Annotated in this window: 21 protein-coding genes; 8 read left to right on the top strand and 13 right to left on the bottom strand. The window is 72.0% G+C overall.

Annotated elements, in window-relative coordinates:
• Positions 1-81: 81 nt before the first annotated feature.
• The 6 genes from TNCT6_RS04685 to TNCT6_RS04660 all read left to right on the top strand — a co-directional run bounded on the left by TNCT6_RS04685 (position 82) and on the right by TNCT6_RS04660 (position 6,594).
• Positions 82-849, top strand: coding sequence for a hypothetical protein (locus tag TNCT6_RS04685; protein ID WP_253266025.1), 768 nt, complete (start codon positions 82-84; stop codon positions 847-849).
• 57 nt (positions 850-906) lie between these two features.
• A complete protein-coding gene (locus tag TNCT6_RS04680) occupies positions 907-2,733 on the top strand; it encodes a gamma-glutamyltransferase family protein (RefSeq protein ID WP_141356855.1) in 1,827 nt (608 codons plus the stop codon).
• Positions 2,734-2,874: 141 nt separating this feature from the next.
• Positions 2,875-3,744 carry an inositol monophosphatase family protein gene (locus TNCT6_RS04675; protein WP_141356853.1) on the top strand — a complete coding sequence of 290 codons (870 nt, stop codon included), beginning with the start codon at positions 2,875-2,877 and terminating at the stop codon, positions 3,742-3,744.
• A 251-nt stretch (positions 3,745-3,995) separates the two neighbouring features.
• Positions 3,996-5,405, top strand: coding sequence for an NAD(P)/FAD-dependent oxidoreductase (locus TNCT6_RS04670; RefSeq protein ID WP_141356851.1), 1,410 nt, complete (start codon positions 3,996-3,998; stop codon positions 5,403-5,405).
• Complete coding sequence (locus TNCT6_RS04665; protein WP_141356849.1) at positions 5,402-5,914, top strand: O-acetyl-ADP-ribose deacetylase; 513 nt, start codon at positions 5,402-5,404, stop codon at positions 5,912-5,914. The genes TNCT6_RS04670 and TNCT6_RS04665 overlap by 4 nt, the downstream gene beginning before the upstream one ends.
• A gap of 152 nt (positions 5,915-6,066) precedes the next feature.
• On the top strand, positions 6,067-6,594 hold the full coding sequence (locus tag TNCT6_RS04660; protein WP_253266024.1) for a manganese efflux pump: 528 nt from the start codon (positions 6,067-6,069) through the stop codon (positions 6,592-6,594).
• A gap of 9 nt (positions 6,595-6,603) precedes the next feature.
• On the opposite strand, the gene pqqE is transcribed toward TNCT6_RS04660, so the two are convergent.
• The 10 genes from pqqE to TNCT6_RS04610 all read right to left on the bottom strand — a co-directional run bounded on the left by pqqE (position 6,604) and on the right by TNCT6_RS04610 (position 16,585).
• On the bottom strand, positions 6,604-7,728 hold the full coding sequence (gene pqqE, locus TNCT6_RS04655) for a pyrroloquinoline quinone biosynthesis protein PqqE (protein ID WP_141356845.1): 1,125 nt from the start codon (positions 7,726-7,728) through the stop codon (positions 6,604-6,606).
• Positions 7,721-8,050 (bottom strand): pyrroloquinoline quinone biosynthesis peptide chaperone PqqD, encoded by a 330-nt coding sequence (gene pqqD / locus TNCT6_RS04650; RefSeq protein WP_141356843.1) that lies wholly within the window; start codon positions 8,048-8,050, stop codon positions 7,721-7,723. Before pqqD ends, pqqE begins: the two co-directional genes overlap by 8 nt.
• 5 nt (positions 8,051-8,055) lie before the next feature.
• Positions 8,056-8,754 (bottom strand): pyrroloquinoline-quinone synthase PqqC, encoded by a 699-nt coding sequence (gene pqqC, locus TNCT6_RS04645; RefSeq protein WP_141356841.1) that lies wholly within the window; start codon positions 8,752-8,754, stop codon positions 8,056-8,058.
• A gap of 4 nt (positions 8,755-8,758) precedes the next feature.
• Complete coding sequence (pqqB, locus tag TNCT6_RS04640) at positions 8,759-9,649, bottom strand: pyrroloquinoline quinone biosynthesis protein PqqB (RefSeq protein ID WP_141356839.1); 891 nt, start codon at positions 9,647-9,649, stop codon at positions 8,759-8,761.
• A 130-nt stretch (positions 9,650-9,779) separates the two neighbouring features.
• A complete protein-coding gene (gene pqqA, locus TNCT6_RS04635; RefSeq protein ID WP_141356837.1) occupies positions 9,780-9,893 on the bottom strand; it encodes a pyrroloquinoline quinone precursor peptide PqqA in 114 nt (37 codons plus the stop codon).
• A 61-nt stretch (positions 9,894-9,954) separates the two neighbouring features.
• Positions 9,955-11,655: a PQQ-dependent dehydrogenase, methanol/ethanol family gene (locus TNCT6_RS04630; RefSeq protein WP_141356835.1), complete on the bottom strand. Its 1,701-nt coding sequence runs from the start codon at positions 11,653-11,655 to the stop codon at positions 9,955-9,957.
• Between the two features lie 19 nt (positions 11,656-11,674).
• On the bottom strand, positions 11,675-12,136 hold the full coding sequence (locus tag TNCT6_RS04625; protein ID WP_141356833.1) for an MSMEG_3727 family PQQ-associated protein: 462 nt from the start codon (positions 12,134-12,136) through the stop codon (positions 11,675-11,677).
• Positions 12,137-12,332: 196 nt separating this feature from the next.
• A complete protein-coding gene (gene katG, locus TNCT6_RS04620) occupies positions 12,333-14,483 on the bottom strand; it encodes a catalase/peroxidase HPI (RefSeq protein WP_141366096.1) in 2,151 nt (716 codons plus the stop codon).
• A 72-nt stretch (positions 14,484-14,555) separates the two neighbouring features.
• Positions 14,556-15,950: a DNA-binding protein gene (locus tag TNCT6_RS04615; RefSeq protein ID WP_141356831.1), complete on the bottom strand. Its 1,395-nt coding sequence runs from the start codon at positions 15,948-15,950 to the stop codon at positions 14,556-14,558.
• A 53-nt stretch (positions 15,951-16,003) separates the two neighbouring features.
• Positions 16,004-16,585 carry a DUF488 family protein gene (locus TNCT6_RS04610; RefSeq protein WP_141356829.1) on the bottom strand — a complete coding sequence of 194 codons (582 nt, stop codon included), beginning with the start codon at positions 16,583-16,585 and terminating at the stop codon, positions 16,004-16,006.
• Between the two features lie 213 nt (positions 16,586-16,798).
• On the opposite strand from TNCT6_RS04610, the gene TNCT6_RS04605 reads away from it, so the two are divergent.
• Together TNCT6_RS04605 and TNCT6_RS04600 are read left to right on the top strand one after the other, a co-directional pair.
• Positions 16,799-18,322, top strand: coding sequence for an AlkA N-terminal domain-containing protein (locus TNCT6_RS04605; protein WP_141356828.1), 1,524 nt, complete (start codon positions 16,799-16,801; stop codon positions 18,320-18,322).
• 12 nt (positions 18,323-18,334) lie between these two features.
• Positions 18,335-18,817, top strand: a complete 483-nt coding sequence (locus TNCT6_RS04600) for a methylated-DNA--[protein]-cysteine S-methyltransferase (protein ID WP_141356826.1) — start codon at positions 18,335-18,337, stop codon at positions 18,815-18,817.
• On the opposite strand, the gene TNCT6_RS04595 is transcribed toward TNCT6_RS04600, so the two are convergent.
• From TNCT6_RS04595 to TNCT6_RS04585, 3 genes are all read right to left on the bottom strand, one after another.
• Positions 18,814-19,515: a Sir2 family NAD-dependent protein deacetylase gene (locus TNCT6_RS04595; RefSeq protein WP_141356824.1), complete on the bottom strand. Its 702-nt coding sequence runs from the start codon at positions 19,513-19,515 to the stop codon at positions 18,814-18,816. The genes TNCT6_RS04600 and TNCT6_RS04595 overlap by 4 nt on opposite strands.
• Positions 19,516-19,705: 190 nt before the next feature.
• Positions 19,706-20,047 carry a YciI family protein gene (locus tag TNCT6_RS04590; protein ID WP_141356822.1) on the bottom strand — a complete coding sequence of 114 codons (342 nt, stop codon included), beginning with the start codon at positions 20,045-20,047 and terminating at the stop codon, positions 19,706-19,708.
• A 123-nt stretch (positions 20,048-20,170) separates the two neighbouring features.
• On the bottom strand, positions 20,171-20,905 hold the full coding sequence (locus TNCT6_RS04585) for a Sir2 family NAD-dependent protein deacetylase (RefSeq protein WP_141356820.1): 735 nt from the start codon (positions 20,903-20,905) through the stop codon (positions 20,171-20,173).
• Positions 20,906-20,961 lie beyond the last annotated feature (56 nt).

The following is a 20,961-nucleotide window of genomic DNA, read 5'->3' as shown; positions in this document are numbered from 1 at the left end:
CTCGTACTCCCGCTCGTGTTCTCACTGGACGCATGTGGAGTTGAGGCGGGGGAGCCGGCCGGGGCGGCGGGAAGCCCCGAGGTGGCGGCGCCTTCGTCCGCGACGCCCGAGCCGTCCGCGACGCCCGAGTCGCCGTTGGACTTCCTCGACCTCGCGGCGAAGGCGATGGCCGAGGAGCCCGCCTGGACCTTCTCCGTGAAGGGGGAGGAGGGGCTCACTCTTCAGGGGCAGAAGAACGCGGCGACCTATCGGGCCACGGTCCGGAGCTCGATGAAGCCGGAGGTGCTGCGGTCCGAGGGCGTCACCACCAGCAGCAAGGGGACCAGGAAGAACGAGGAGATCTACGTCGTCGACGGCACCGCCTACCTCAGGGAGGGTGACGCGCCCTGGAAGCACGCACCCGTCACCGACCCGGAGATGCGGAACAAGGTCGAGGACCCGGTCGCGGTCGTCGAGGAGTTCCGGACGTACGCGAAGGCCACCGGGGGAGACGTGAAGGTGACCGGGACGGGCGACGGCACGGTGGAACTCCGCGTCGCGAGCGGCAAGCGGAAGCTGAGTGCTGTCGCGGACCGGGCCTGGGCGAAGAAGGCGAAGCGCGAGTTCGCCCCGACGGCTGAACAGCTCCGCACGGTGGGAGTGGCCGTCGAGGATGCCCGGTTGACGCTCTCCGGCCTTGACGAAGTGCTGGTCCTGGAGGCGAAGACGTACCGGATCAGGAGTCACCGGTTGGACTTCGGCTTCCTGATCCCGTACGGCGGCGCCGACATCACGTTCGAGCAGCATGTCGGTGAGGAGAACCAGGGGGCGTACGCCGGGAGGATTGAGCTGCCGGCGGACGTGCGGTGAGATGAGGTCGTTCGCCCGGACCGACCGACGCGCGGAAACAGCGAGGTAAGACACCGCATGTTCACCACCCGGCCCACCCTCCAGGGCACCTTCGGCATGGTGTCCTCCACCCACTGGCTCGCCTCGCAGTCGGCGATGGCCGTGCTGGAGGACGGTGGCAACGCCTACGACGCGGCCGTGGCCGGGGCCTTCGTACTGCACGTCGTGGAGCCGCACCTGAACGGGCCCGCCGGTGAGGTGCCGATCCTGCTCGCCCCGGCCGGCGGTGAGGTACGGGTGCTGTGCGGGCAGGGTGTCGCCCCGGCCGGGGCCACGGTCGCGCACTACCGGGCGCTCGGGCTGGACCTCGTACCCGGCACCGGCCCGCTGGCCGCCGCCGTGCCGGGCGCGTTCGACGCGTGGATGGTGCTGCTGCGCGACCACGGCACGAAGTCCCTCGACGACGTCCTCAAGTACGCCATCGGGTACGCCGAGCACGGGCACGCGCCCGTGGAGCGCGTCGGCGAGACCGTCGAGACCGTGCGGCGGCTGTTCGAGACCGAGTGGACCTCGTCCGCCGAGGTCTACCTGCCCGGCGGACACTCGCCGCGCCCCGGCACGCTGCTGCGCAACCCCGCGCTCGCCGCCACCTGGAAGCGGGTGCTCACCGAGAGCGCCGGCGCGGGGGACCGGGAGGCGCGGATCGAGGCCGCGCGGGAGGCGTGGCGCACCGGTTTCATCGCCGAGGCGCTGGTCCGGCAGGCCGGGCGGCCGACGCTGGACACCAGCGGCGAACGGCACACCGGCACCCTGACGGCCGCCGACCTCGCCGCCTGGTCCGCGACCTACGAGACTCCGGCGACGTACGACTGGAACGGCTGGACCGTGTGCAAGGCCGGCCCCTGGAGCCAGGGCCCGGTGCTCCTCCAGCAACTGGCCCTCCTCCCGTCCGGACTGCCCCCGTACGGCTCCGCCGACTATGTCCACCTGCTCATCGAGGGCTGCAAGCTCGCCATGGCCGACCGGGAGGCCTGGTACGGGGACGCCGCCGAGGTGCCGCTGACGGAGCTGCTGTCGGCGCCGTACAACACCGAGCGGCGCAGGCTGGTCGGCGCCGCCGCCTCGTACGAGCTGCGGCCCGGCAGCCCCGGCGGGCGCGTCCCGCGGCTGAGCACGCACGCGCACGCGGTGGCCGCCGGCGAGGGCGAGTTCGACGCGATGGGCGTCGGCGAGCCGACGTTCGCCAAGAGCCCCGCCTCACCCGTGCCGGGCGAACCCGACGTGGCCGCCGACGGCGGCACGCGCGGTGACACCTGCCACATCGACGTCGTCGACCGCTGGGGCAACATGGTCGCCGCCACCCCCAGCGGCGGCTGGCTCCAGTCCAACCCCGTCGTGCCCGAGTTGGGCTTCCCGCTCGGCACCCGGCTCCAGATGGCCTGGCTGGAGGAGGGCCTGCCCAACTCGCTGACACCGGGCCGCCGTCCACGCACCACCCTCACCCCCTCGATCGCGCTGCGCGACGGGGTGCCCGTCATGGCGTTCGGCACGCCCGGCGGGGACCAGCAGGACCAGTGGCAGCTGCACTTCCTCCTCGCGGTCGCGCTGCGCGCCGCCGTCCGCGGGGGCTTCGACCTCCAGGGCGCCATCGACGCGCCGAACTGGCACAACGACAGCTTCCCCGGCTCCTTCTATCCGCGTGGGACGCGCCCCGGCAGCGTCACCGTCGAGTCCCGCATGGACGCGGAGGTCGTCAGGGAACTGCGGCGCCGCGGCCATGACGTGACCGTCGGCGGGCCGTGGTCCGAGGGCCGCCTGTGTGCCGTCGCCCGCTGCCCCGAGACCGGCATCCTGTCCGCGGCCGCCAACCCGCGGGGGATGCAGGGGTACGCGGTCGGCCGGTGAGGCCGGCCGGCTTCCGCCGCGCGCCGGCCGCGGGCCTGCACCGGACGTACCGGGATGTCCGATGACGGGTGTTCACGCCGATTCCATCCGGAGTGCACCGGCCCGGCGGGGAATGTCAGTGGGGCATGGTCTCATAGAGACATGATCGAAGAGACGGAAACCATCGAAGAGTTTCTCGCACGTCACTCGGCCGACGTGGAGGAGGCGGTCCGCAAGGCCGCCGCGGCCGAGATCATGCCCCGCTTCCGGCGGCTGGCGGAGCACGAGGTGGACCAGAAGTCCGGACCGCACGACCTGGTGACGGACGCGGACCGGCTGGCCGAGCGGTACCTCACGGACGCGCTCGGCGCCCTGCTGCCGGGCTCGGTCGTGGTCGGCGAGGAGGCGGTGCACGCTGATCCGGCGGTCTACGAGGCGATACGGGGCGACGCCCCCGTCTGGATCGTCGACCCGGTCGACGGCACACGGCAGTTCGTGCACGGCGACCCCGGCTTCTGCACCCTGGTGGCCCTCGCCCGGCACGGGGTCGTGCTCGCCTCCTGGACGTACGCGCCGGCGTGCGACCAACTCGCCACGGCCGTACGGGGTCAGGGCGCCTTCCTCGACGGCGTACGCCTGCGCTGCGGTGCGCCCGAGCCGGGGCGGCCCCTCGAAGTCGCCACGTCCCACCCCGACTACACGACGGACGAACAGAAGCGGGCCCTGCGCGGCCTGTGGTCGGACGGTGTCGCGCCGCGCCCCTGCGGGTCGGCGGGGCTGGAGTATCTGGCCGTCGCCCGGGGCGAGTTGGACGCCACGGCCTTCTGCTGGGAGGCGGCCTGGGACCACGCGGCGGGCCTCCTCCTGGTCGAGGAGGCCGGCGGCACCCACCTGACCCTGACCGGCACTCCTTTCCGCATCACGGGCGGCAACACCCTGCCGTTCACAGCGGCGCGAGACACGGCGACGGCCCGCCACATCACCGGCCTCCTCACCGCCCCGGACGCCCACACCCCCTCGCCCGGCGTGTAAGGCCCCCGGCGCCCTGATCCCGACGAGTCCGGGTATGGCGGGCACCGGTCCCGACCTCGGCGAGTCCGGGTACGGCCGACCCCGACCCCGGCGAGTCCGGTCACGCTGGGCCTCGGCCCCCCGATCCCGGCAAGCCCCTGCGACACCGCCCCGTTCCCGGGCCCGCTGCCCCGCCCTCGGGGTGTCAGGGGTGCGGCATATCCTGGGGCCGAGTGGCCATCGGCTGACTAGGGGGTCCGAAGGTGCCGTCGATGCTCGATGCGGTCGTGGTGGGTGCGGGGCCGAACGGACTGACCGCTGCCGTGGAGCTCGCCCGCCGCGGCTTCGACGTGGCGGTGTTCGAGGCGCGGGACACCGTGGGCGGCGGTGCCCGCACCGAGGAGCTCACCCTGCCCGGCTTCCGGCACGACCCCTGCTCCGCCGCGCACCCCCTCGGCATCAACTCGCCCGCGTTCCGCGCCCTGCCCCTGGAGCGCTACGGCCTGCAGTGGCTGCACGCCGAGCTGCCCATGGCGCACCCCTTCCCGGACGGCACCGCGGCCGTGCTGGCCCGTTCCGTCGCCGAGACGGCCGCCTCCTTCGGGCCGCGCGACGCGGGCACCTACCGCAGGCTGGTTCAGCCGTTCCTGCCCAGGTGGGACACCCTCGCCCGCGATTTCATGTCGCTGCCCCTGACCGCGCTCCCGCGCGACCCGGTCACCCTGGCCCGCTTCGGCCTGGTCGGCCTGCCCCCGTCCACGTGGCTGATGCGCCGCTTCCGGGACGAGCGGGCCAGGACCCTCTTCGCCGGTCTCGTCGCCCACGTCATGGCCCCCCTCGGCGGCTTCGCCACCGGCGCCGTCGGCCTGATCTTCGCACTCGCCGCGCACGCCCGCGGCTGGCCGGTGGCCCGCGGCGGCTCCCAGGCGATCTCCGACGCCCTCGCCGCGTACCTCAAGGACCTCGGCGGCGCCGTGCACACCGACTACGAGGTCAAGCGCCTCGACGACCTGCCGCCCGCGCGGGCGTACGTCTTCGACACCTCGCCCACCGCGCTGGCCCGTATCGCCGGCCTCGGCCGCTACTACGACGGCTACCGCTACGGCCCCGGCGTCTTCAAGATCGACTACGCCCTGGACGGCCCGGTGCCGTGGACCGCGCGGGAGCCCCGAAGCGCCGGCACCGTGCAGATCGGCGCGGACAGCGCCGAGATCGGCACCGCGCTGCGCGCCGCGTCCCGCGAGGGCCGCGCCCCCGACCGGCCCTTCCTCATCACGGTCCAGCCCAGCGTCGCCGACCCCACCCGCGCCCCCGCGGGCAAGCAGGTCTTCTGGGCGTACGGCCATGTCCCCAATGGCTGGACCGGCGACCTCACCGACGCCGTGGAACGCCAGCTGGAACGCTTCGCCCCGGGCTTCCGCGACCGCGTACTCGCCCGCGCCACCGCCGGCCCGCCCGAGGTCGCCGCCCGCAACGCCAACTACGTCGGCGGCGACATCGCCTCCGGCTCGGTCTCCGGGCTCCAGCTCCTGCTGCGCCCGAAGCCGTCGCTGTTCCCGTACAGCACCCCGCACCCGGCCGTCTTCATCTGCTCGTCGGCCACCCCGCCCGGCCCCGGCGTGCACGGCATGTCGGGGCACAACGCAGCGAAGGCCGTCTGGAGGAGGCTGCGGCAGACATGACCACCGTCATCACGCTCGTCCAGGGCGACATCACCAGGCAGCGCGCCGACGCGATCGTCAACGCCGCCAACTCCTCCCTCCTCGGGGGCGGTGGCGTCGACGGCGCCATCCACCGCCGCGGCGGCCCCGCGATCCTCCAGGAGTGCCGCGCCCTGCGCGCCTCCCGCTACGGCAAAGGCCTGCCCACGGGCCAGGCGGTCGCCACCACGGCCGGCGAACTGGACGCCCTCTGGGTGATCCACACCGTCGGCCCCGTCCACAGCCGCACCGAGGACCGCTCGCACCTGCTGGCCTCCTGCTACCGCGCGTCCCTCGGCGTCGCCGACGAGCTGGGCGCCCGCACCGTGGCGTTCCCGGCGATCTCCACCGGCGTCTACCGCTGGCCGATGGGCGACGCGGCCCGGATCGCGATGGAGACCGTGAGGGAGACCGGCACCTCGGTCGAAGAGGTTCGGTTCGTCCTCTTCGACGACCGGGCCTACGAGGCGTTCGCCGCACGCGTCGGCTGACCCGGCTACCCCCATACGGGGCGGAATTCCGGCAAATCGCCCTATATTATGGCTGATTATGGCGGGTAGGAGCCGAGGCACAGCCGCTCACGCCGGCGTCGGTCGTCATCGGGCAGTGACGTCGGGGCAGTGACGTCGCGATGATCTGGGAAATGCTGGGCCTGGGTTTCGTACTCGGCCTGGACAATTTCCGGGTGTCGATAGCGCTCGGCACCGTCCCCTTCGGTCTGAAGCGCGCGATGCAGGTCGCGCTGACCTTCGGGCTGTGGGACGCGGTCATGCCGCTGGTCGGGCTGCTCATCGGCCGTGAAATCGGGGAGGCCGTCGGGGGCGTCGCCGATGTGGTGGGCGCGGTCGCGCTCGGCGGGTACGGCCTCTACCTCGTCATCTCGTCCCTCCGGAACCCCGAGCCGGACGAGCTGGACCAGCCGTGGGCGCTGTTCGGCATCCCGTTGACGCTGAGCCTGGACAACCTGGTCGCCGGCGCGAGCCTGGGCATCCTCGGGCTCTCGCCGTGGTTCTCGGCCCCCGTCTTCGGCCTCATCACGGCGGTGATGTCGCTGATCGGGCTCCAGCTCGGGCGGGCCGCGGCGCGCCTCGTCCGGATCCGCGCGGACCTGGTGAGCGGGGTCAGCCTGATCATCGCGGCGGCGGTGCTGCCGTTGGTGTTCGGTGGCTAGTACGACCGCTCACTCGGCCCCGGAGGCGGCCCGGCCCGCTCGATCCGGCCGGCGGCCCCGGTGCGAGCGGGGGATCAGCCGAAGGGCCTCGGCGCGCGAGCCGGCGTTGGCGGCCTCGACCGCCCGGGCGACCAGGTCGTGGTCGGGCGACAGATGGCAGACCGGGTCGGTGCGGGCGGCGTCGCCGGTGAGCAGGAACGCCTGGCAGCGGCACCCGCCGAAGTCCACCTCCCGCCGGGGACAGCTCCGGCACGGTTCCGGCATCCAGTCGGTACCCCGGAACGCGGTCATCACCGGGGACTCGGCCCAGATCCGCGCCAGCGAGTCCTCCCGCACGCTGGCCCGCGGCAACGGCAGGGACTGGGCGGCCGGGCAGGGCAGGACGTCACCGTTCGGCGTCACGGTCAGCTGCCGGGAGGCCCAGCCGCTCATGCAGGGCTTCGGGTAGCGGCTGTAGTAGTCGGGCAGGACGTAGATGACGTCCATCCGGTCCCGCAACCGCTCGCGGGCGGCCCGTACGACGACCTCGGCCGCCTGGAGCTGGGCCCGGCTCGGCAGCAGCGCGTCACGGTTCCGCCAGGCCCAGCCGTAGTACTGGGTGTTGGCCAGCTCCACCCGGTCGGCGCCCGCCTTCTCGGCCAGCCCGAGGACGTCGGCGACGCGGTCGATGTTGTACCGGTGCAGCACCACGTTCACGGTGAGCGGCCAGCCCAGCTCCTTGACCACGCCCATCGCCTCGACCTTGCGCTCGAAGGACGGGATCCCGGCGATCCGGTCGGACACGGCCGGCTCGTCGGCCTGGATGCTGACCTGCACGTGGTCCAGGCCGGCGGCCCGCAGCCGCTCGGCCTTCGGACGCGAGAACCCGACGGCGCTGGTGATGAGGTTGGTGTAGAGACCCAGGTCGTGGGCGTCCGCCACGATCTCCTCCAGGTCGCGCCGCAGCAGCGGCTCCCCGCCGGACAGGTGGCACTGGAGCACCCCCAGATCGCCCGCCTCGGCCAGCACCCGCCGCCACTCGTCGGTGGTCAGCTCGTCCCGGTAGTCGCCCAGGTTCAGCGGGTTGGAGCAGTACGGGCAGGCCAGCGGGCAGCGGTAGGTGAGCTCGGCGAGCAACCCGAACGGGCTATCCATCGGCGAGCTCCACCCAGCGCCGGGCCACGAGCCGGGCCAGGAACCGCCGCACCTGGTCGTCGGGGACGGACTCGTAGCGTGTGCCCAGCTCGGCCATGATCTCGGCCACGGTGTGCCGCCCGTCGCACAGCTTGAGGATCTCCGCGCCGCTGCCGTTGAGCACCACCACCGTCTCGGGGTGCAGCAGGACCGGACGCTGCCTGGTCCGGGAGTAGGCCAGCCGCACATGGCGCGCCAGGCGGGGCCGGTCCGTGCCGGACACCTCGACGAAGGGGCGGGTCCCGGATGTGGTCCGGGTCGTTCCGGTGGGGGTCGGGTCCATGGTGGTCACTCCGGATAGGCCTGGTCGACGGCGTCCATCAGGCTCCACAGGACGTCGCACTTGAACGACAGCGCGTCGACGGCGCGTGCCTGGGACTCGGCGGAGAGGCAGTGCGCCGTGACCACTTCGAGGGCGTGCTCGCAGTCGCGGGGCGCCTGCTCCAGCCGGGTACGGAAGTAGGCGAGGCCCTCGGGGTCGATCCACGGGTACCACCGCTCGAACGCGGCCAGCCGCGCCGCCATCAGATCGGGCGCGAACAGCTCGGTGAGCGAGGACGCCACCGCCTCCACCCACGGGCGGGTCCGGGCGAAGTTCACGTAGGCGTCGACGGCGAACCGCACCCCGGGCACCAGGTGCCGGTGGTCCCGGACCTCCTCGCGGGTCAGCCCCGCGGCCTCGCCGAGGCGCAGCCACGCCTCGATGCCGCCCTCGCCGGCGGCGGTGCCGTCGTGGTCGGTGATCCGCCGGATCCAGCGGCGCCGGACCTCCAGGTCGGGGCAGTTGGAGAGGATCGCGGCGTCCTTGCGGGGGATGTTCTCCTGGTAGTAGAAGCGGTTGGCCACCCAGCCCCGCACCTGCCGGCGGCTCAGCCGGCCGGCGTTCATCCGGACGTGGAACGGGTGCTGGTCGTGGTAGCGCCGCGAGTGGGCCCGCAACGCCTCGACGAAGCCGTCGGCGCCGGTTCTCGTGGTCGTTGTCGTCACGGCTCTACACCTGGACCTCTAGGCCGTCCGTAGCCACTTCCATGCCGCTCTTCTCCACGATACGACGCTCGGGAGTGTCCTCCAGAAGGATCGGGTTGGTGTTGTTCATGTGCACGAAGACCGTCCGCCGCACGCCCAGCGACGGGAGCTGCGCCAGGCTGCCGTCCGGGCCGTCGATGGGCAGATGGCCCATCTCCCTGGACGTCCTGCCGGCCAGGCCGAGCCGAATGAGTTCGTCGTCGCTCCAGCAGGTCCCGTCGATCAGCAGGCATGCGCAGCCCTCGATCTCCCCGCGCACCGCCGGCGCCAGCGACTGCACCCCCGGCAGGTACACCAGCGTCCCGCCGGTGCGCTCGTCGGTCAGCCGGTAGCCCACTACGCGGCCGTGGTCCTGCCCGGTTCCGAACCGGTCGCGTTTGCCGGTGGGCACGTCGAACGCCCGGCAGGACAGCCCGTCCGCCAGGGCCAGGGCCAGGCCGGCGCCGGGGGGCACCGCCCGCCACTCGACCGGGCAGTAGCGTTCGAGCGTGCGCAGGATTCCCGAGCCGACGCACAGGGTCTCGCGCACCGCCGGTGTGGCGTACAGCCGCAGGGCGCGGGCCTCGCGCAACAGCAGCAGGCCCAGCGTGTGGTCCAGCTCGGCGTCGGTGAGGAGCACCGCCTCCAGCGGCGTCGTCCGGTCGTCACGCGGGTGCAGTGCGGGGAAGGCTTCGATCTGGGCGCGGACGTCGGGCGAGGCGTTGATGAGGAACCACCGGCGGCCGTCGGCGCTGACCGCGACCGACGACTGGGTGCGCGCGAGGCCCCGGGAGCGGACCGCGACGCACACCGGGCAGCCGCAGTTCCACTGCGGGGAGCCGCCCCCCGCCGCCGAGCCCAGCACGCGCAGCAACACGCCGGCACTCCGTTCGTCGAAGAGGTCCGGGTCCGTCGCCCGGCCCGGTCGTCCGTGGCCGTACTGGACCCTCGGGGGGGGCGCCGGACCGGGTCCGGCGCCGTCCCACGTCCGCCAGTCCGTCAGTCCCCTAGTCCTCCATCCGGGCGACGTACATGGTCACCTCGGCCGCGACCGCGATCTCCTCGAACTCGGGCGGCTCCCACACTTCGAGCGCTTCCAGCACTTCGAGCTGAGACTCCATGGATGCACCTCCTCTCTGCCCGAATCCTCTCTGCCCGAAGGGGGCAGGTTCCGGTCACGCGCTACGGCGATTCCGGGAGGGCGAAGACCATCAGGGCGCTTCCGTGCCCCGCGCCGAGCATGCCGGGGAGGAATCCCTCGGCCCATCCGCCCCAGCCGACGGGCACGGCGATGTACTGCCTGCCGTCGACCATGTAGGCGGTCGGGCTGCTGTGGTGGCCGCTTCCGCACTGGAACTGCCACAGCAGTTCCCCGGTACGGGCGTCGAGCGCGTTGAACTCCCCGGAGGCCTCACCGGCGAACACCAGATCACCGCCGGTGGCCAGCACCGAGGCGCACATCGGGAGTTCGTTGCGCCACCGCCACTTCTCCTCGCCGCTCGCGTCGAACGCGCTGATGGACCCGGCCATGTCCTCGATGTCCACCTGAACGCCCGCGCCCCAGTACGGAATGCTCTCCTTGAACTCCCGGCGCCGCCGGGTGGCCGTGGCCCCGGTGTCCTGGACCGGGACGTAGAAGAGCCCGGTCTTCGGGCTGTAGGCCGCGTGCGTCCATTCCTTGGCACCGGCCGGACCCGGGTAGAAGTGGACCGGCACTCCCTCCTCGTCCGGGTACGCCTTCGCCGTCACCTGGCCGTCCCTCGTGATCGCTCCCCAGGTGATGCGGTCCACGAAGGGGGTGATCCCGACCCTCGCGCCGTTCGTGCGGTCGAGGACGAAGAAGTAGCCGTTCTTGTCGAAGTGCCCGAGCAGTTTGCGCCCGTCCCGCTCGAACAGGATGCACTCGGCGATGCTGTCGTAGTCCCACACGTCGTGCGGGGTGCACTGGTAGTGCCAGCGGATCTGACCGCTGTCCACGTCGATGGCGATGATGCTGTCGGTGAAGAGGTTGTCGCCCTCGCGGACGGCTCCGTCGAAGTCGGGCGCCGGGTTGCCGGTGCCGACGTACAGCAGGTTCGTCTCCGGGTCGAAGGTGCCGGTGACCCAGCAGTTCGCCCCGCCCCGGGCCCAGGCCTCGCCGTCGGCGGGCCAGGTCTCCGAGCCGGGCTCCCCGGGCTTCGGCACCGTGTAGCAGCGCCACTGGTGCTCGCCTGTCTCGAGGTCGAACGCGTCGAGGTGGCCCCGTACGCCGAACTCGCCGCCGGAACTGCCGACGATGAGCAGGTTCTTCACGACCAGCGGGGCGAGGGTGGCGCTCTCCCCGGCGCGGACGTCTCCGTAGGTCCTGTCCCAGACCCGCTTGCCGGTGGTGGCGTCGAGCGCGAGCACACGGGCGTTCGCGGTGACGAAGAAGACCTTCCCCTGCGCCACGGCGACCCCGCGGTTGACGTTCCCGCAGCACAGGGACACGTCGAAGGGGACCGCGTGCTTGTACCGCCAGATCTCCACACCCGTCTTCGCGTCGAGGGCCCAGACCCAGCCGTCCCAGCCGGAGAGGAACATGACCCCGTCGACGACGATCGGGGCTGCCTCGAAGGAGTAGGTCGACGCGCCCGCGATCAGTCCGGTCGTGCCGGCCTGGAAGACCCATGCGGGGACCATGCGCTTGACGGTCTCCGTGTTGATCTGGTCCAGCGGGCTGTACCGCTGCCCGTCGTAGGCGCCGTAGTAGGTGAGCCAGTTCTGGGGCTCCTCGCGGGCGTTGAGCAGGCGTTCGTAGTCGACGCCGGCCACCACGGGCGGCGCGATGTCCCCGCCCGCGACCTTGCCGCTCAGGCTTCCCTGGTCGACGGCCCAGCCCGCGTCCACGTACTCGACGGCCATGTGCTCCACCTCCTTGTTCCTACGGCCGCGGCTGTTCGGGCCGGTCGAGGCGGGCCTCCGGCGGAGCGTCACCCATGACGACGATGGCCCCGGTCAGACCCCGGCCCTCGTCATTGCCGGTGGGGGAGCCGAACCAGTAGTAGCCCGGTCCGTCGAGGTTGAGGGCCGCCCGTCCTCGCGAATGGTTCACCAGCCAGATGAACTTCCGGTCGCCATTGCTGGGCAGGAGCGCACAGTGCGTGTTCCGGTCGTCATTGACGAGTTCGAGCTCGATATCGCCTCCATGGGGCATGACCAGAATGGAGGGATCCCAGGCCAGCTCGTCCGGGTGGATGCGAATGGTGGCCTCCATGCGGCCGTCCGGCCTCACGGTGGCCTGCCCAATGCTTCCGGTTCCCAGCACTTGCCCCAGCGCTGCCTTGTTCTGTCCGGCCAACCCGATCTTGTCAAGGAGGCTGGACCGTTCCTGCGCGGTCGTCATCGGGGCTTCACTCTCCTCACCCGAATCCGAAGGGACCTTGAATTCACGAATTTATGAATTCGCGCCGAAAACAGTAAAAAATTGGTCATCAAAGAGCACGCTACGCCGGAGGAATCACACCGGGCGGCGCATGCCGTTCGTCCGCGACCAGCCACCGTTCGTACCCGAAGTGCCGCCGTCGGGAGGGGCGGAGGAATCAGGCGAGGTCGTACCGATCGAGGTTCATGACCTTGTCCCACGCGGCGACGAAGTCCCGCACGAACCTCTCCCGCGCGTCGTCGCTCGCGTAGACCTCGGCGAGGGCACGCAGCTCGGAGTCCGAGCCGAAGACGAGGTCGACGCGGCTGCCGGTCCACTTGACCTCGCCGGTGGCGCGGTCGCGGCCCTCGAAGGTTTCCCCGGTCGCGGACGTCGGGCTCCATTCCGTGCCCATGTCGAGCAGATTCACGAAGAAGTCGTTGGTCAGCGACCCGGGCGCCGAGGTGAAGACACCCAGCGGCGACTGCCGATGGTTGGCGCCCAGCACCCGCAGGCCACCCACGAGGACGGTCATCTCGGGCGCGCTCAGGTCCAGCAGGTTCGCACGGTCGACCAGCGAGTGCTCCGACGGCAGTCGGCCGCCTTTGCCGCGGTAGTTGCGGAACCCGTCCGCGGCCGGCTCCAGCGGGGCGAAGGACTCCACGTCGGTCCACTCCTGGGCGGCGTCCGTGCGCCCCGGTGCGAAGGGGACCTGGACGTCGTGGCCGGCGGTCCTGGCGGCCTGCTCGACGGCGACGGCCCCGCCGAGCACGATGAGGTCGGCCAGCGAGATCCTCTTGTCCCCGGTCTGGGCGCTGTTGAAGGATTCCTGGATCCCCTCCAGGGTGCGCAGCACCCCTGCCAGCGTGCCGGGGTCGTTGACCTCCCAGTTCCGCTGCGGCTCCAGGCGGATGCGCGCGCCGTTCGCCCCGCCCCGCTTGTCGCTGACGCGGAACGTCGAGGCCGACGCCCACGCCGTCGAGACGAGCTGGGAGACCGACAGCCCGGAGGCGAGGACCCGGCTCTTGAGCGCGGCGATGTCCGCCGCCCCGACCGATTCGTCGTCCACGGCGGGGACCGGGTCCTGCCAGCGCAGCGTCTCCCGGGGGACCAGCGGCCCGAGGTAGCGCCGGACCGGGCCCATGTCGAGGTGCGTCAGCTTGAACCAGGAGCGTGCGAACGCGTCCGCGAGCTGGTCCGGGTGCTCCAGGAAGCGCCGCGCGATCGGCTCGTAGACCGGATCCGACCGCAGCGCGAGGTCCGTCGTCAGGATCGTCGGGGCGTGGGTCGCCGACGGGTCGTGGGCGTCCGGCACGGTGCCGGCCCCGCCGCCGTCCCTCGGGATCCACTGCCACAGACCGCCGGGACTCAGCTCCAGCTCCCACTCGTAGCCGAACAGGGTCTCGAGGAAGCCGTTGTCCCACCTCGTCGGGGTGGGCGTCCACGTGCCTTCCAGCCCGCTGGAGATGGCGTCCGCTCCCTTTCCCGTGCCGTACCCGCTCTTCCAGCCCAGGCCCTGCTGTTCGAGCGGGGCGCGCTCGGGTTCGGGGCCGAGGCAGGTGTCCGGGTCGGCCACGCCGTGGGTCTTGCCGAACGTGTGGCCGCCCGCGATCAGAGCGACGGTCTCCTCGTCGTTCATCCCCATGCGCCGGAACGTCTCGCGGATGTCCCGGGCGGCGGTGAGCGGGTCCGGGACGGTGTTCGGACCCTCCGGGTTGACGTAGATGAGGCCCATCTGGTCGGCGGCCAGCGGACTCTCCAGCTTCCGGACGCCCCCGTGGCGTTCGTCGCCGAGCCAGGCGCGCTCGGGACCCCAGTAGACGTCCTCGTCGGGCTCCCAGACCTCCGCCCGGCCGCCGGCGAAGCCGAAGGTCGTGAAGCCCATCGTCTCCAGGGCGCGGTTGCCCGCGAAGACCATCAGGTCCGGCCAGGAGATCTTGCGGCCGTACTTCTTCTTCACCGGCCACAGCAGCCGGCGCGCCTTGTCGAGGTTGCGGTTGTCCGGCCAGCTGTTCAGCGGCGCGAAACGCTGCATGCCGGCGCCCGCGCCACCGCGGCCGTCGTCGACGCGGTACGTCCCGGCGCAATGCCACACCATCCGGATCACGAGCGGCCCGTAGTGGCCGAAGTCGGCCGGCCACCACTCCTGCGATGTCGTCAGCACCTCGTCGACGTCCCGCGCCACGGCGTCGAGGTCGAGCGTCCGGAACTCCGCGGCGTAGTCGAAGCGCTCGCCCATGGGGTCGGCCATGGCGGGGTGCTTCCGGAGGACGGCCAGGTCGAGCCGGCCCGGCCACCAGTCGCGGTTGCACGCGCCCCCGGGGTTCATCGCGCCGGCAACGGCGTCCCGACTGTCCGTCACGGGACCCTCCTTCCGGGAACAGCGGTGGTGCCGGGGGACTCAGAGGTCCAGCGCGCGACGCACGGCCGGCGCGTTCCGCCGGGAGACCGGCACCATCTCGCTGGTCCGGCCGTCCATGACCAGGGACAGCTCGCCCTTGAGCCCGCGCTCGATCTCCCGGATGCGGCCGAGGTTGACCACATACCGGCGGTGCACCCGCAGGAATCCGGCGTCCGCCAGCTCACTGTCGAGCTTGTCCAGGCTCACGGAGGCGGCCCGCAGCCGCCCCTGATCGGTGGAGAGCCACACGTCGTTGCCCCGCGACTCGGCGAAGGAGACTTCCGGCAGCCGCAGCAGCACCAGCCGGTTGTCGCGCACCGCGACCAGCCGGCGCGGCGGCACCCGAGGATGCGCGGGTCCCTCCACCTGCGGCACCTGCGCCCCGTCGGAGGCACCGAACGAGACCAGGTGCCCGATCAGGCGCCCCGACGAGAAGACGGGCCGGATGCCGATCGACGTCGGCTCGTCGGCGAGATGGGCGAAGATCTGCGTCGAGCCGACCCAGTCGGGATTGTGGGCCGCCTGCCCCGTGGCGTACCGGGCGGCCGCGATCAGCTCCGGCAGCCCGGGCTTCCAGCGCAATGTGGGGTCGACCGCCGGGGTGCAGGCGGGGACGCCCAGGAGCACGCTCGCCATGTCGTCGGCGATCACCACCTTGCCCGCGGTGTCCACCGCGGCGAGCGCCGCACCGGAGCGCGCCCTGGCCTGCGTGCAGGCCGCGACCAGCTCGGCGCCGCTGTCCCGGGCGCGCCTCTTCAACGGGTACTGGGTCATGGTGACCGCGTTCGCCAGCCAGCCGCTCGCGGACGCGGGCAGCGGGCTGCGCCAGCAGCAGATGGTCATGACCGCGATCGGGTCCTTGGTCACCACGTCACGCACCGCGACGCCCGCGCAGACCCAGTCGTGGAACGCCTGGCACCAGTGCTCCGCGCCCCTGATCGGTACCGGTCCGTGCGCCTCCAGCGCCGTGCCCATGCCGTTCGTGCCGACCGCGCACTCGGACCAGCAGAACCAGGGCGCCAGATTGGCCTCGCCGGCCCGGGCGAGCGTGGCCTGGTCACCCCACTCGGCCAGGATCCTGCCGGCGGCGTCGGTGACGGTGACGACGCCGCCGAGGCCGCCCACCTCATGGGCGACGGAGGCGGCACGGAAACCCAGCTCGGCGAACACGACGTCGTGCTCGGGCGTGTGGTCGGGCTCCGCGACGGCCACCGGGGCCCGCGTGAGGTGGGGATCCACCCGGTACTGCTCCCGGCAGCGGTGCCAGGAGATCGCCACCAGGGGCCGGACGTCCGGGACGTGGTCCTCGCCCTGCACGAACCGCTCCCACGCCGCGAGCACGGTGCCGCTGCCCAGGTTCGCCGAGACGGGCTCGAGCCGATGTACATCCCTCATGGTTCAGAACCGTCCTTGGTCCCTCTCCACCCTCCAGACCTGCATCCCCCACCCTAGGTTCCGTCGTCGGGCCGTGCACGTCCCTCTTCGGGCCGGTCCGAGGACCGCCGGCTGTCGTGGACGAGCAGTCCGTCCTCGCGCAGACGTACTCCCTCGCCGAGCCGATGGGGGACGAGCCGGCCGTCGTGCATCAGGTGCACGACGGGCCGTCCGCGGGCGAGCACCACGAAGTCGGCGATGACACGGCGGTGGCAACGCCACCAGACCGCCTCCGCGCACATGACGGCCGTCCGCCGCCGCGCGGCCTCGTCGAGGAGCCGGGCGATCGCGTCGAGGAACTCGCCCGTGCGCGTGTGTGCGGCGTAACCGCGGAAGGCCTCGTTGCGCCAGACGGTGTCCGGCGAGTCCGGAGGCACTGTGCGGAATCCGCCCAGTCGCGGTTCCCAGCGGTAGGCGGTCCCGCGCTCGGGCAGCCACCGCAGCAGCCTCTCCCGGCCCACGTCCGGGTTGTGGCGGCTTCCGGGCGCGGTCCTGACGTCCACCACGGCGGCGATCCCCGCCGCGCGGATCAGCTCCGTGAGGCGCTCGCGGTCCGCCGTACCGTGCCCGAAGGTGACGAGCGGCTGCTGCTCCATGCCTCCAGGATCGTCTTCATGCCTCCGGAGCGCCGGAGAGCCTCGTCCCTCCGAGGGCGATCCCCACGGGTCGACACGATCGCCACGGAGCGATCGCCACGGCTCGATCCGATCGCCACGGACCCAGGACACGATCGCCACGGACGCAGGACACGCGAGGTCGATGTCGGATTCCCGCCAGCCCCGGGCCGCCCGGTGCCGGATGCTGGACGCATGCAGAAAGGGATGTACACCCACCGGGAGCGCTGTGTGCGCGCCGTCCAGTCCAAGGACGCGCGGTTCGACGGCTGGTTCTTCACCGCCGTCCTGACCACCCGCATCTACTGCCGGCCCAGCTGTCCGGTGGTGCCGCCCAAGCCGGAGAACATGACCTTCTACCCGAGTGCGGCCGCCTGCCAGCAGGCCGGCTTCCGGGCCTGCAAGCGCTGCCGCCCCGACACCAGCCCCGGCTCACCGGAGTGGAACCAGCGCGCCGACGCCGTGGCCCGCGCGATGCGGCTGATCGCCGACGGAGTCGTCGACCGCGAGGGCGTGCCCGGACTCGCCGCCCGCCTCGGCTACAGCACCCGCCAGATCGAGCGCCAGCTCCGCGCCGAACTCGGCGCCGGACCGCTCGCGCTCGCCCGCGCCCAGCGCGCCCAGACCGCCCGGCTGCTGATCGAGACCACCGCCCTGCCCATGGCGGAGATCGCCTTCGCCGCCGGCTTCTCCTCGATCCGCACCTTCAACGACACCGTGCGCGAGGTGTTCGCCCTGTCGCCCAGCGGACTGCGCACCCGCGCTCCTCGGCGACCCAACGAGCCCGGCGCACTTCCCGGCACCCCGGGCAGCCCTGGCTCCCCGGGAACCCCCGGTGCCCTCTCTCTGCGCCTGCCGTTCCGCGCCCCGCTCAACCCGGACAACCTCTTCGGTCACCTCGCGGCCACCGCCGTACCCGGCGTCGAGGAGTGGCGCGACGGCGCCTACCGCAGGACCCTGCGCCTGCCCTACGGCCACGGGATCGCCACGCTGACCCCGAAGCCGGACCACATCGCCTGCCGCCTCACCCTCGGCGACCTGCGGGACCTTCCGGTCGCCATCAGCCGCTGCCGGCGCATGCTCGACCTGGACGCCGACCCGGTCGCCATCGACGACCAACTGCGCACCGACCCGTTCCTCGCGCCCCTGGTCGACAAGGCCCCCGGCCGGCGCGTGCCGCGCACCGTGGACGAGGGCGAGTTCGCGCTGCGGGCCGTGCTCGGCCAGCAGGTCTCCACGGCCGCCGCCCGCACCCACGCGGGCCGCCTGGCCGCCGTGCACGGCGAGCCCGTCGACGACCCCGAAGGCGGTCTCACCCACCTCTTCCCCGCCCCCGAGGCACTGGCCGCCCTCGATCCCGAGTCGCTGGCGATGCCCCGCACCCGTCGTACGACACTGCTCACCCTGGCCGGTCAACTCGCGGACGGAACACTCCACTTGGGCGTGGAAAGCGACTGGGAGGAGACTCGCGCCCGCCTTCTGGCACTCCCCGGATTCGGCCCCTGGACCGCCGATGTCATCGCCATGCGCGCCCTGGGCGACCCGGACGCTTTCCTCCCCACCGACCTCGGCATCCGGCGCGCGGCACGGGAACTCGGCCTGCCGTCCACCCCGGCCGCGCTCACCGCCCGCGCGGCGGCCTGGCGGCCCTGGCGGGCGTACGCCGTGCAGTATCTGTGGGCGACCGACAGCCACCCGATCAACTTCCTTCCCGTCTGAGGACGTTCCGCCATGAAGCAGTACACCGTGATCGACAGCCCCTACGACCTGCTCACCCTCGTCGCCGACGACGGCGTCCTGTGCGGCCTGTACATGACCGATCAGCGCCACCGCCCGCCCGAGGAGTCCTTCGGCGAGCCCGACGACGGCCCCTTCGGCGAGGCCGTCGACCAGCTGGAGGCCTACTTCACGGGCGAACTGAAGGAGTTCACCGTCCCGTTGCGCCTGCACGGCACCCCGTTCCAGCGCACGGTCTGGGACCAGCTGCGGAAGATCCCCTACGGCGAGACCCGCTCCTACGGCGAACTCGCCACCGCCCTCGGCAGCCCGGGCGCCTCCCGCGCGGTCGGCCTCGCCAACGGCAAGAACCCCATCGGCATCATCGTCCCCTGCCACCGCGTGATCGGCGCGGGCGGCAGCCTCACCGGCTACGGCGGCGGCCTGCCCAGAAAGCAGCGCCTGCTGGACTTCGAACGGGGAACGGCCCTCTTCTAGCCGCTGTGCGAGCCGTCGCGCAGCCCGCGCAGCAGCGTGGGAAGCGCCGTACCGATCGGCTCCCGCACGACCTCGTCGGCGATGTCGTCGTACGGTGTCGGCTCGGCGTTGATGATGACCAGCCGTGCTCCGTGGTCGGCTGCCACGCTCGCGAGTGCGGCGGCCGGCTGGACCTGGAGGCTGGTGCCGACGGCGATGAACACCTGGCACGCCTTGGTGATGGCTACGGCCTCGCCGAGGACCGCCGGGTCGAGGCGCTCGCCGAACATCACGGTGGCCGACTTCAGGATCCCGCCGCATTCCCGGCACGGCGGGTCGTCCTCCCCGGCCGCCACCCGTTCCAGGGCGTCCTCCATCGGGCCGCGCGCCCCGTACCGCGTGCACACCACACTGCGTACGCTGCCGTGCAGTTCCAGTACCTTGCGGGCGGGCATCCCGGCGAGCTGGTGCAGGCCGTCGACGTTCTGTGTGATCACCCTGACCGGTACCCCGGCCCGCTCCAGCTCGGCGACGGCCCGGTGCGCGGCGTTCGGCTCGGCCGTGAGCGCGCGGTTCTTCCGCCGCATCTGCCAGGACCGCCGCCGGATCTCCGGGTCGCCCATGTAGTACTCGTAGGTCACGAGCTTCTCGGCCTCGGGATCCCGCCGCCACAGCCCGTTCGGGCCGCGGTAGTCAGGGATGCCGGAATCGCAAGGCATCGGTGGGTGCAACACAACAGAGTCGGGTCTCTGCAGCTGACGTCGACCGCTGGTCCCCATACCGATGGTGGCGCGCTGCCGGCGAGGTCGGCGAACCCGCATCCGCCAATACCGCCGGACGATGAAACGGCGGCTCGCTCGGATGGCTTGAGCTCGATCTGTCCGCTGCGTCGGTGGAGGCGATTGCCGGTCAGCTGTCGGGGTCGTACTGAAAGGCGCGTACCTCCTGCGCGCATCGGCAGGCGACCGCGATCTTCGCTGCCCACTCCAACGCCGCCTCGCGGGTGGACAGCTCCAGCACCGCGTAGCCGCCTTCGATGTGCCTCGTCTGATCGTAGGTGCCCTCGGTCACAGTCCCGTCGCCACCGACCATGACAGGCGGCACGCTCTCGTCGATGCCACCACCGAACACCCACACGCCGGCGTCCTTCGCCTCCTTCACGACCGCGTGAGCCGCATCCGAGACGGACTGCAGATCCTCGTCGGGAAAGACCATGGCGGCACTGGGGAACGAGATGAGGTACTTCGTCATCGCCTCGACTCCTTCTTCGCGTTTCGGGGATCGGACTCGTTCTGACTGACGCCGTCGCGCTGAAGAGTCGGCAATGATGCCAACCGCAAAGTGCGGCCCGCCGGAACCAGAAACCTAAAGGGATTATTTACTCTCCGGGCTCAGTCGACGCAGAAGTTGGGGCAGGGCTGTGCCGATTGGTTCGCGGATCACCTCGTCGGCGTGATCGTCGTACGGGGTCGGCTCGGCGTTGACGATGATCAGCCGTGCCCCGTGGTCGGCGGCCACGCCGGCGAGCCTGGCGGCGGGCTGGACCTGGAGGCTGGTGCCGACGGCGATGAAGACCTGGCATGCCTTGGTGATGGCTACGGCCTCCCCGAGCACCTGCGGATCGAGGCGCTCGCCGAACATCACGGTGGCCGACTTCAGGATGCCGCCGCATTCCCGGCACGGCGGGTCCTCCTCGCCGGCCGCCACCCGTTCCAGGGCGTCCTCCATCGGGCCGCGCGCCCCGCACCGCGTGCACACCACACTGCGCACGCTGCCGTGCAGTTCCAGCACCTTGCGTGCGGGCATCCCGGCGAGCTGGTGCAGGCCGTCGACGTTCTGTGTGATCACCCGGACGGGCACCCCGGCCCGCTCGAGCTGGGCCACGGCCCGGTGCGCGGCGTTCGGCTCGGCCGTGAGCGCGCGGTTCTTCCGCCGCATCTGCCAGGACCGCCGCCGGATCTCCGGATCACCCATGTAGTACTCGTAGGTCACGAGCTTCTCGGCCTCGGGATCCCGCCGCCACAGCCCGTTCGGGCCGCGATAATCAGGGATTCCGGAATCGGTGGAGATACCGGCTCCGCTGAGGATGGCGACGAGGGGTTTGGTCATGGGGCCGAGGGTAGGGCGGAGGGGCGGGGCGGGCGAACGGATATTCGCCCGGGCCC

It is taken from the genome of Streptomyces sp. 6-11-2, from assembly GCF_006540305.1.
GTDB lineage: Bacteria > Actinomycetota > Actinomycetes > Streptomycetales > Streptomycetaceae > Streptomyces.
Note: the sequence above shows the minus strand (reverse complement) of the source record. Positions and strands in the feature narration are given on the sequence as shown.

Excerpts from the sequence above, each read along its gene's own strand:
- TNCT6_RS04680 (WP_141356855.1), top strand. The coding sequence starts at position 907 with ATGTTCACCACCCGGCCCACCCTCCAGGGCACCTTCGGCATGGTGTCC.
- TNCT6_RS04675 (WP_141356853.1), top strand. The coding sequence starts at position 2,875 with ATGATCGAAGAGACGGAAACCATCGAAGAGTTTCTCGCACGTCACTCG.
- TNCT6_RS04670 (WP_141356851.1), top strand. The coding sequence starts at position 3,996 with ATGCTCGATGCGGTCGTGGTGGGTGCGGGGCCGAACGGACTGACCGCT.
- TNCT6_RS04665 (WP_141356849.1), top strand. The coding sequence starts at position 5,402 with ATGACCACCGTCATCACGCTCGTCCAGGGCGACATCACCAGGCAGCGC.
- TNCT6_RS04660 (WP_253266024.1), top strand. The coding sequence starts at position 6,067 with ATGCTGGGCCTGGGTTTCGTACTCGGCCTGGACAATTTCCGGGTGTCG.
- pqqE (WP_141356845.1), bottom strand. The coding sequence starts at position 7,728 with ATGGATAGCCCGTTCGGGTTGCTCGCCGAGCTCACCTACCGCTGCCCG.
- pqqD (WP_141356843.1), bottom strand. The coding sequence starts at position 8,050 with ATGGACCCGACCCCCACCGGAACGACCCGGACCACATCCGGGACCCGC.
- pqqA (WP_141356837.1), bottom strand. The coding sequence starts at position 9,893 with ATGGAGTCTCAGCTCGAAGTGCTGGAAGCGCTCGAAGTGTGGGAGCCG.
- TNCT6_RS04630 (WP_141356835.1), bottom strand. The coding sequence starts at position 11,655 with ATGGCCGTCGAGTACGTGGACGCGGGCTGGGCCGTCGACCAGGGAAGC.
- TNCT6_RS04625 (WP_141356833.1), bottom strand. The coding sequence starts at position 12,136 with ATGACGACCGCGCAGGAACGGTCCAGCCTCCTTGACAAGATCGGGTTG.
- katG (WP_141366096.1), bottom strand. The coding sequence starts at position 14,483 with ATGAACCCCGGGGGCGCGTGCAACCGCGACTGGTGGCCGGGCCGGCTC.
- TNCT6_RS04615 (WP_141356831.1), bottom strand. The coding sequence starts at position 15,950 with ATGAGGGATGTACATCGGCTCGAGCCCGTCTCGGCGAACCTGGGCAGC.
- TNCT6_RS04610 (WP_141356829.1), bottom strand. The coding sequence starts at position 16,585 with ATGGAGCAGCAGCCGCTCGTCACCTTCGGGCACGGTACGGCGGACCGC.
- TNCT6_RS04605 (WP_141356828.1), top strand. The coding sequence starts at position 16,799 with ATGCAGAAAGGGATGTACACCCACCGGGAGCGCTGTGTGCGCGCCGTC.
- TNCT6_RS04600 (WP_141356826.1), top strand. The coding sequence starts at position 18,335 with ATGAAGCAGTACACCGTGATCGACAGCCCCTACGACCTGCTCACCCTC.
- TNCT6_RS04595 (WP_141356824.1), bottom strand. The coding sequence starts at position 19,515 with ATGCCTTGCGATTCCGGCATCCCTGACTACCGCGGCCCGAACGGGCTG.
- TNCT6_RS04590 (WP_141356822.1), bottom strand. The coding sequence starts at position 20,047 with ATGACGAAGTACCTCATCTCGTTCCCCAGTGCCGCCATGGTCTTTCCC.
- TNCT6_RS04585 (WP_141356820.1), bottom strand. The coding sequence starts at position 20,905 with ATGACCAAACCCCTCGTCGCCATCCTCAGCGGAGCCGGTATCTCCACC.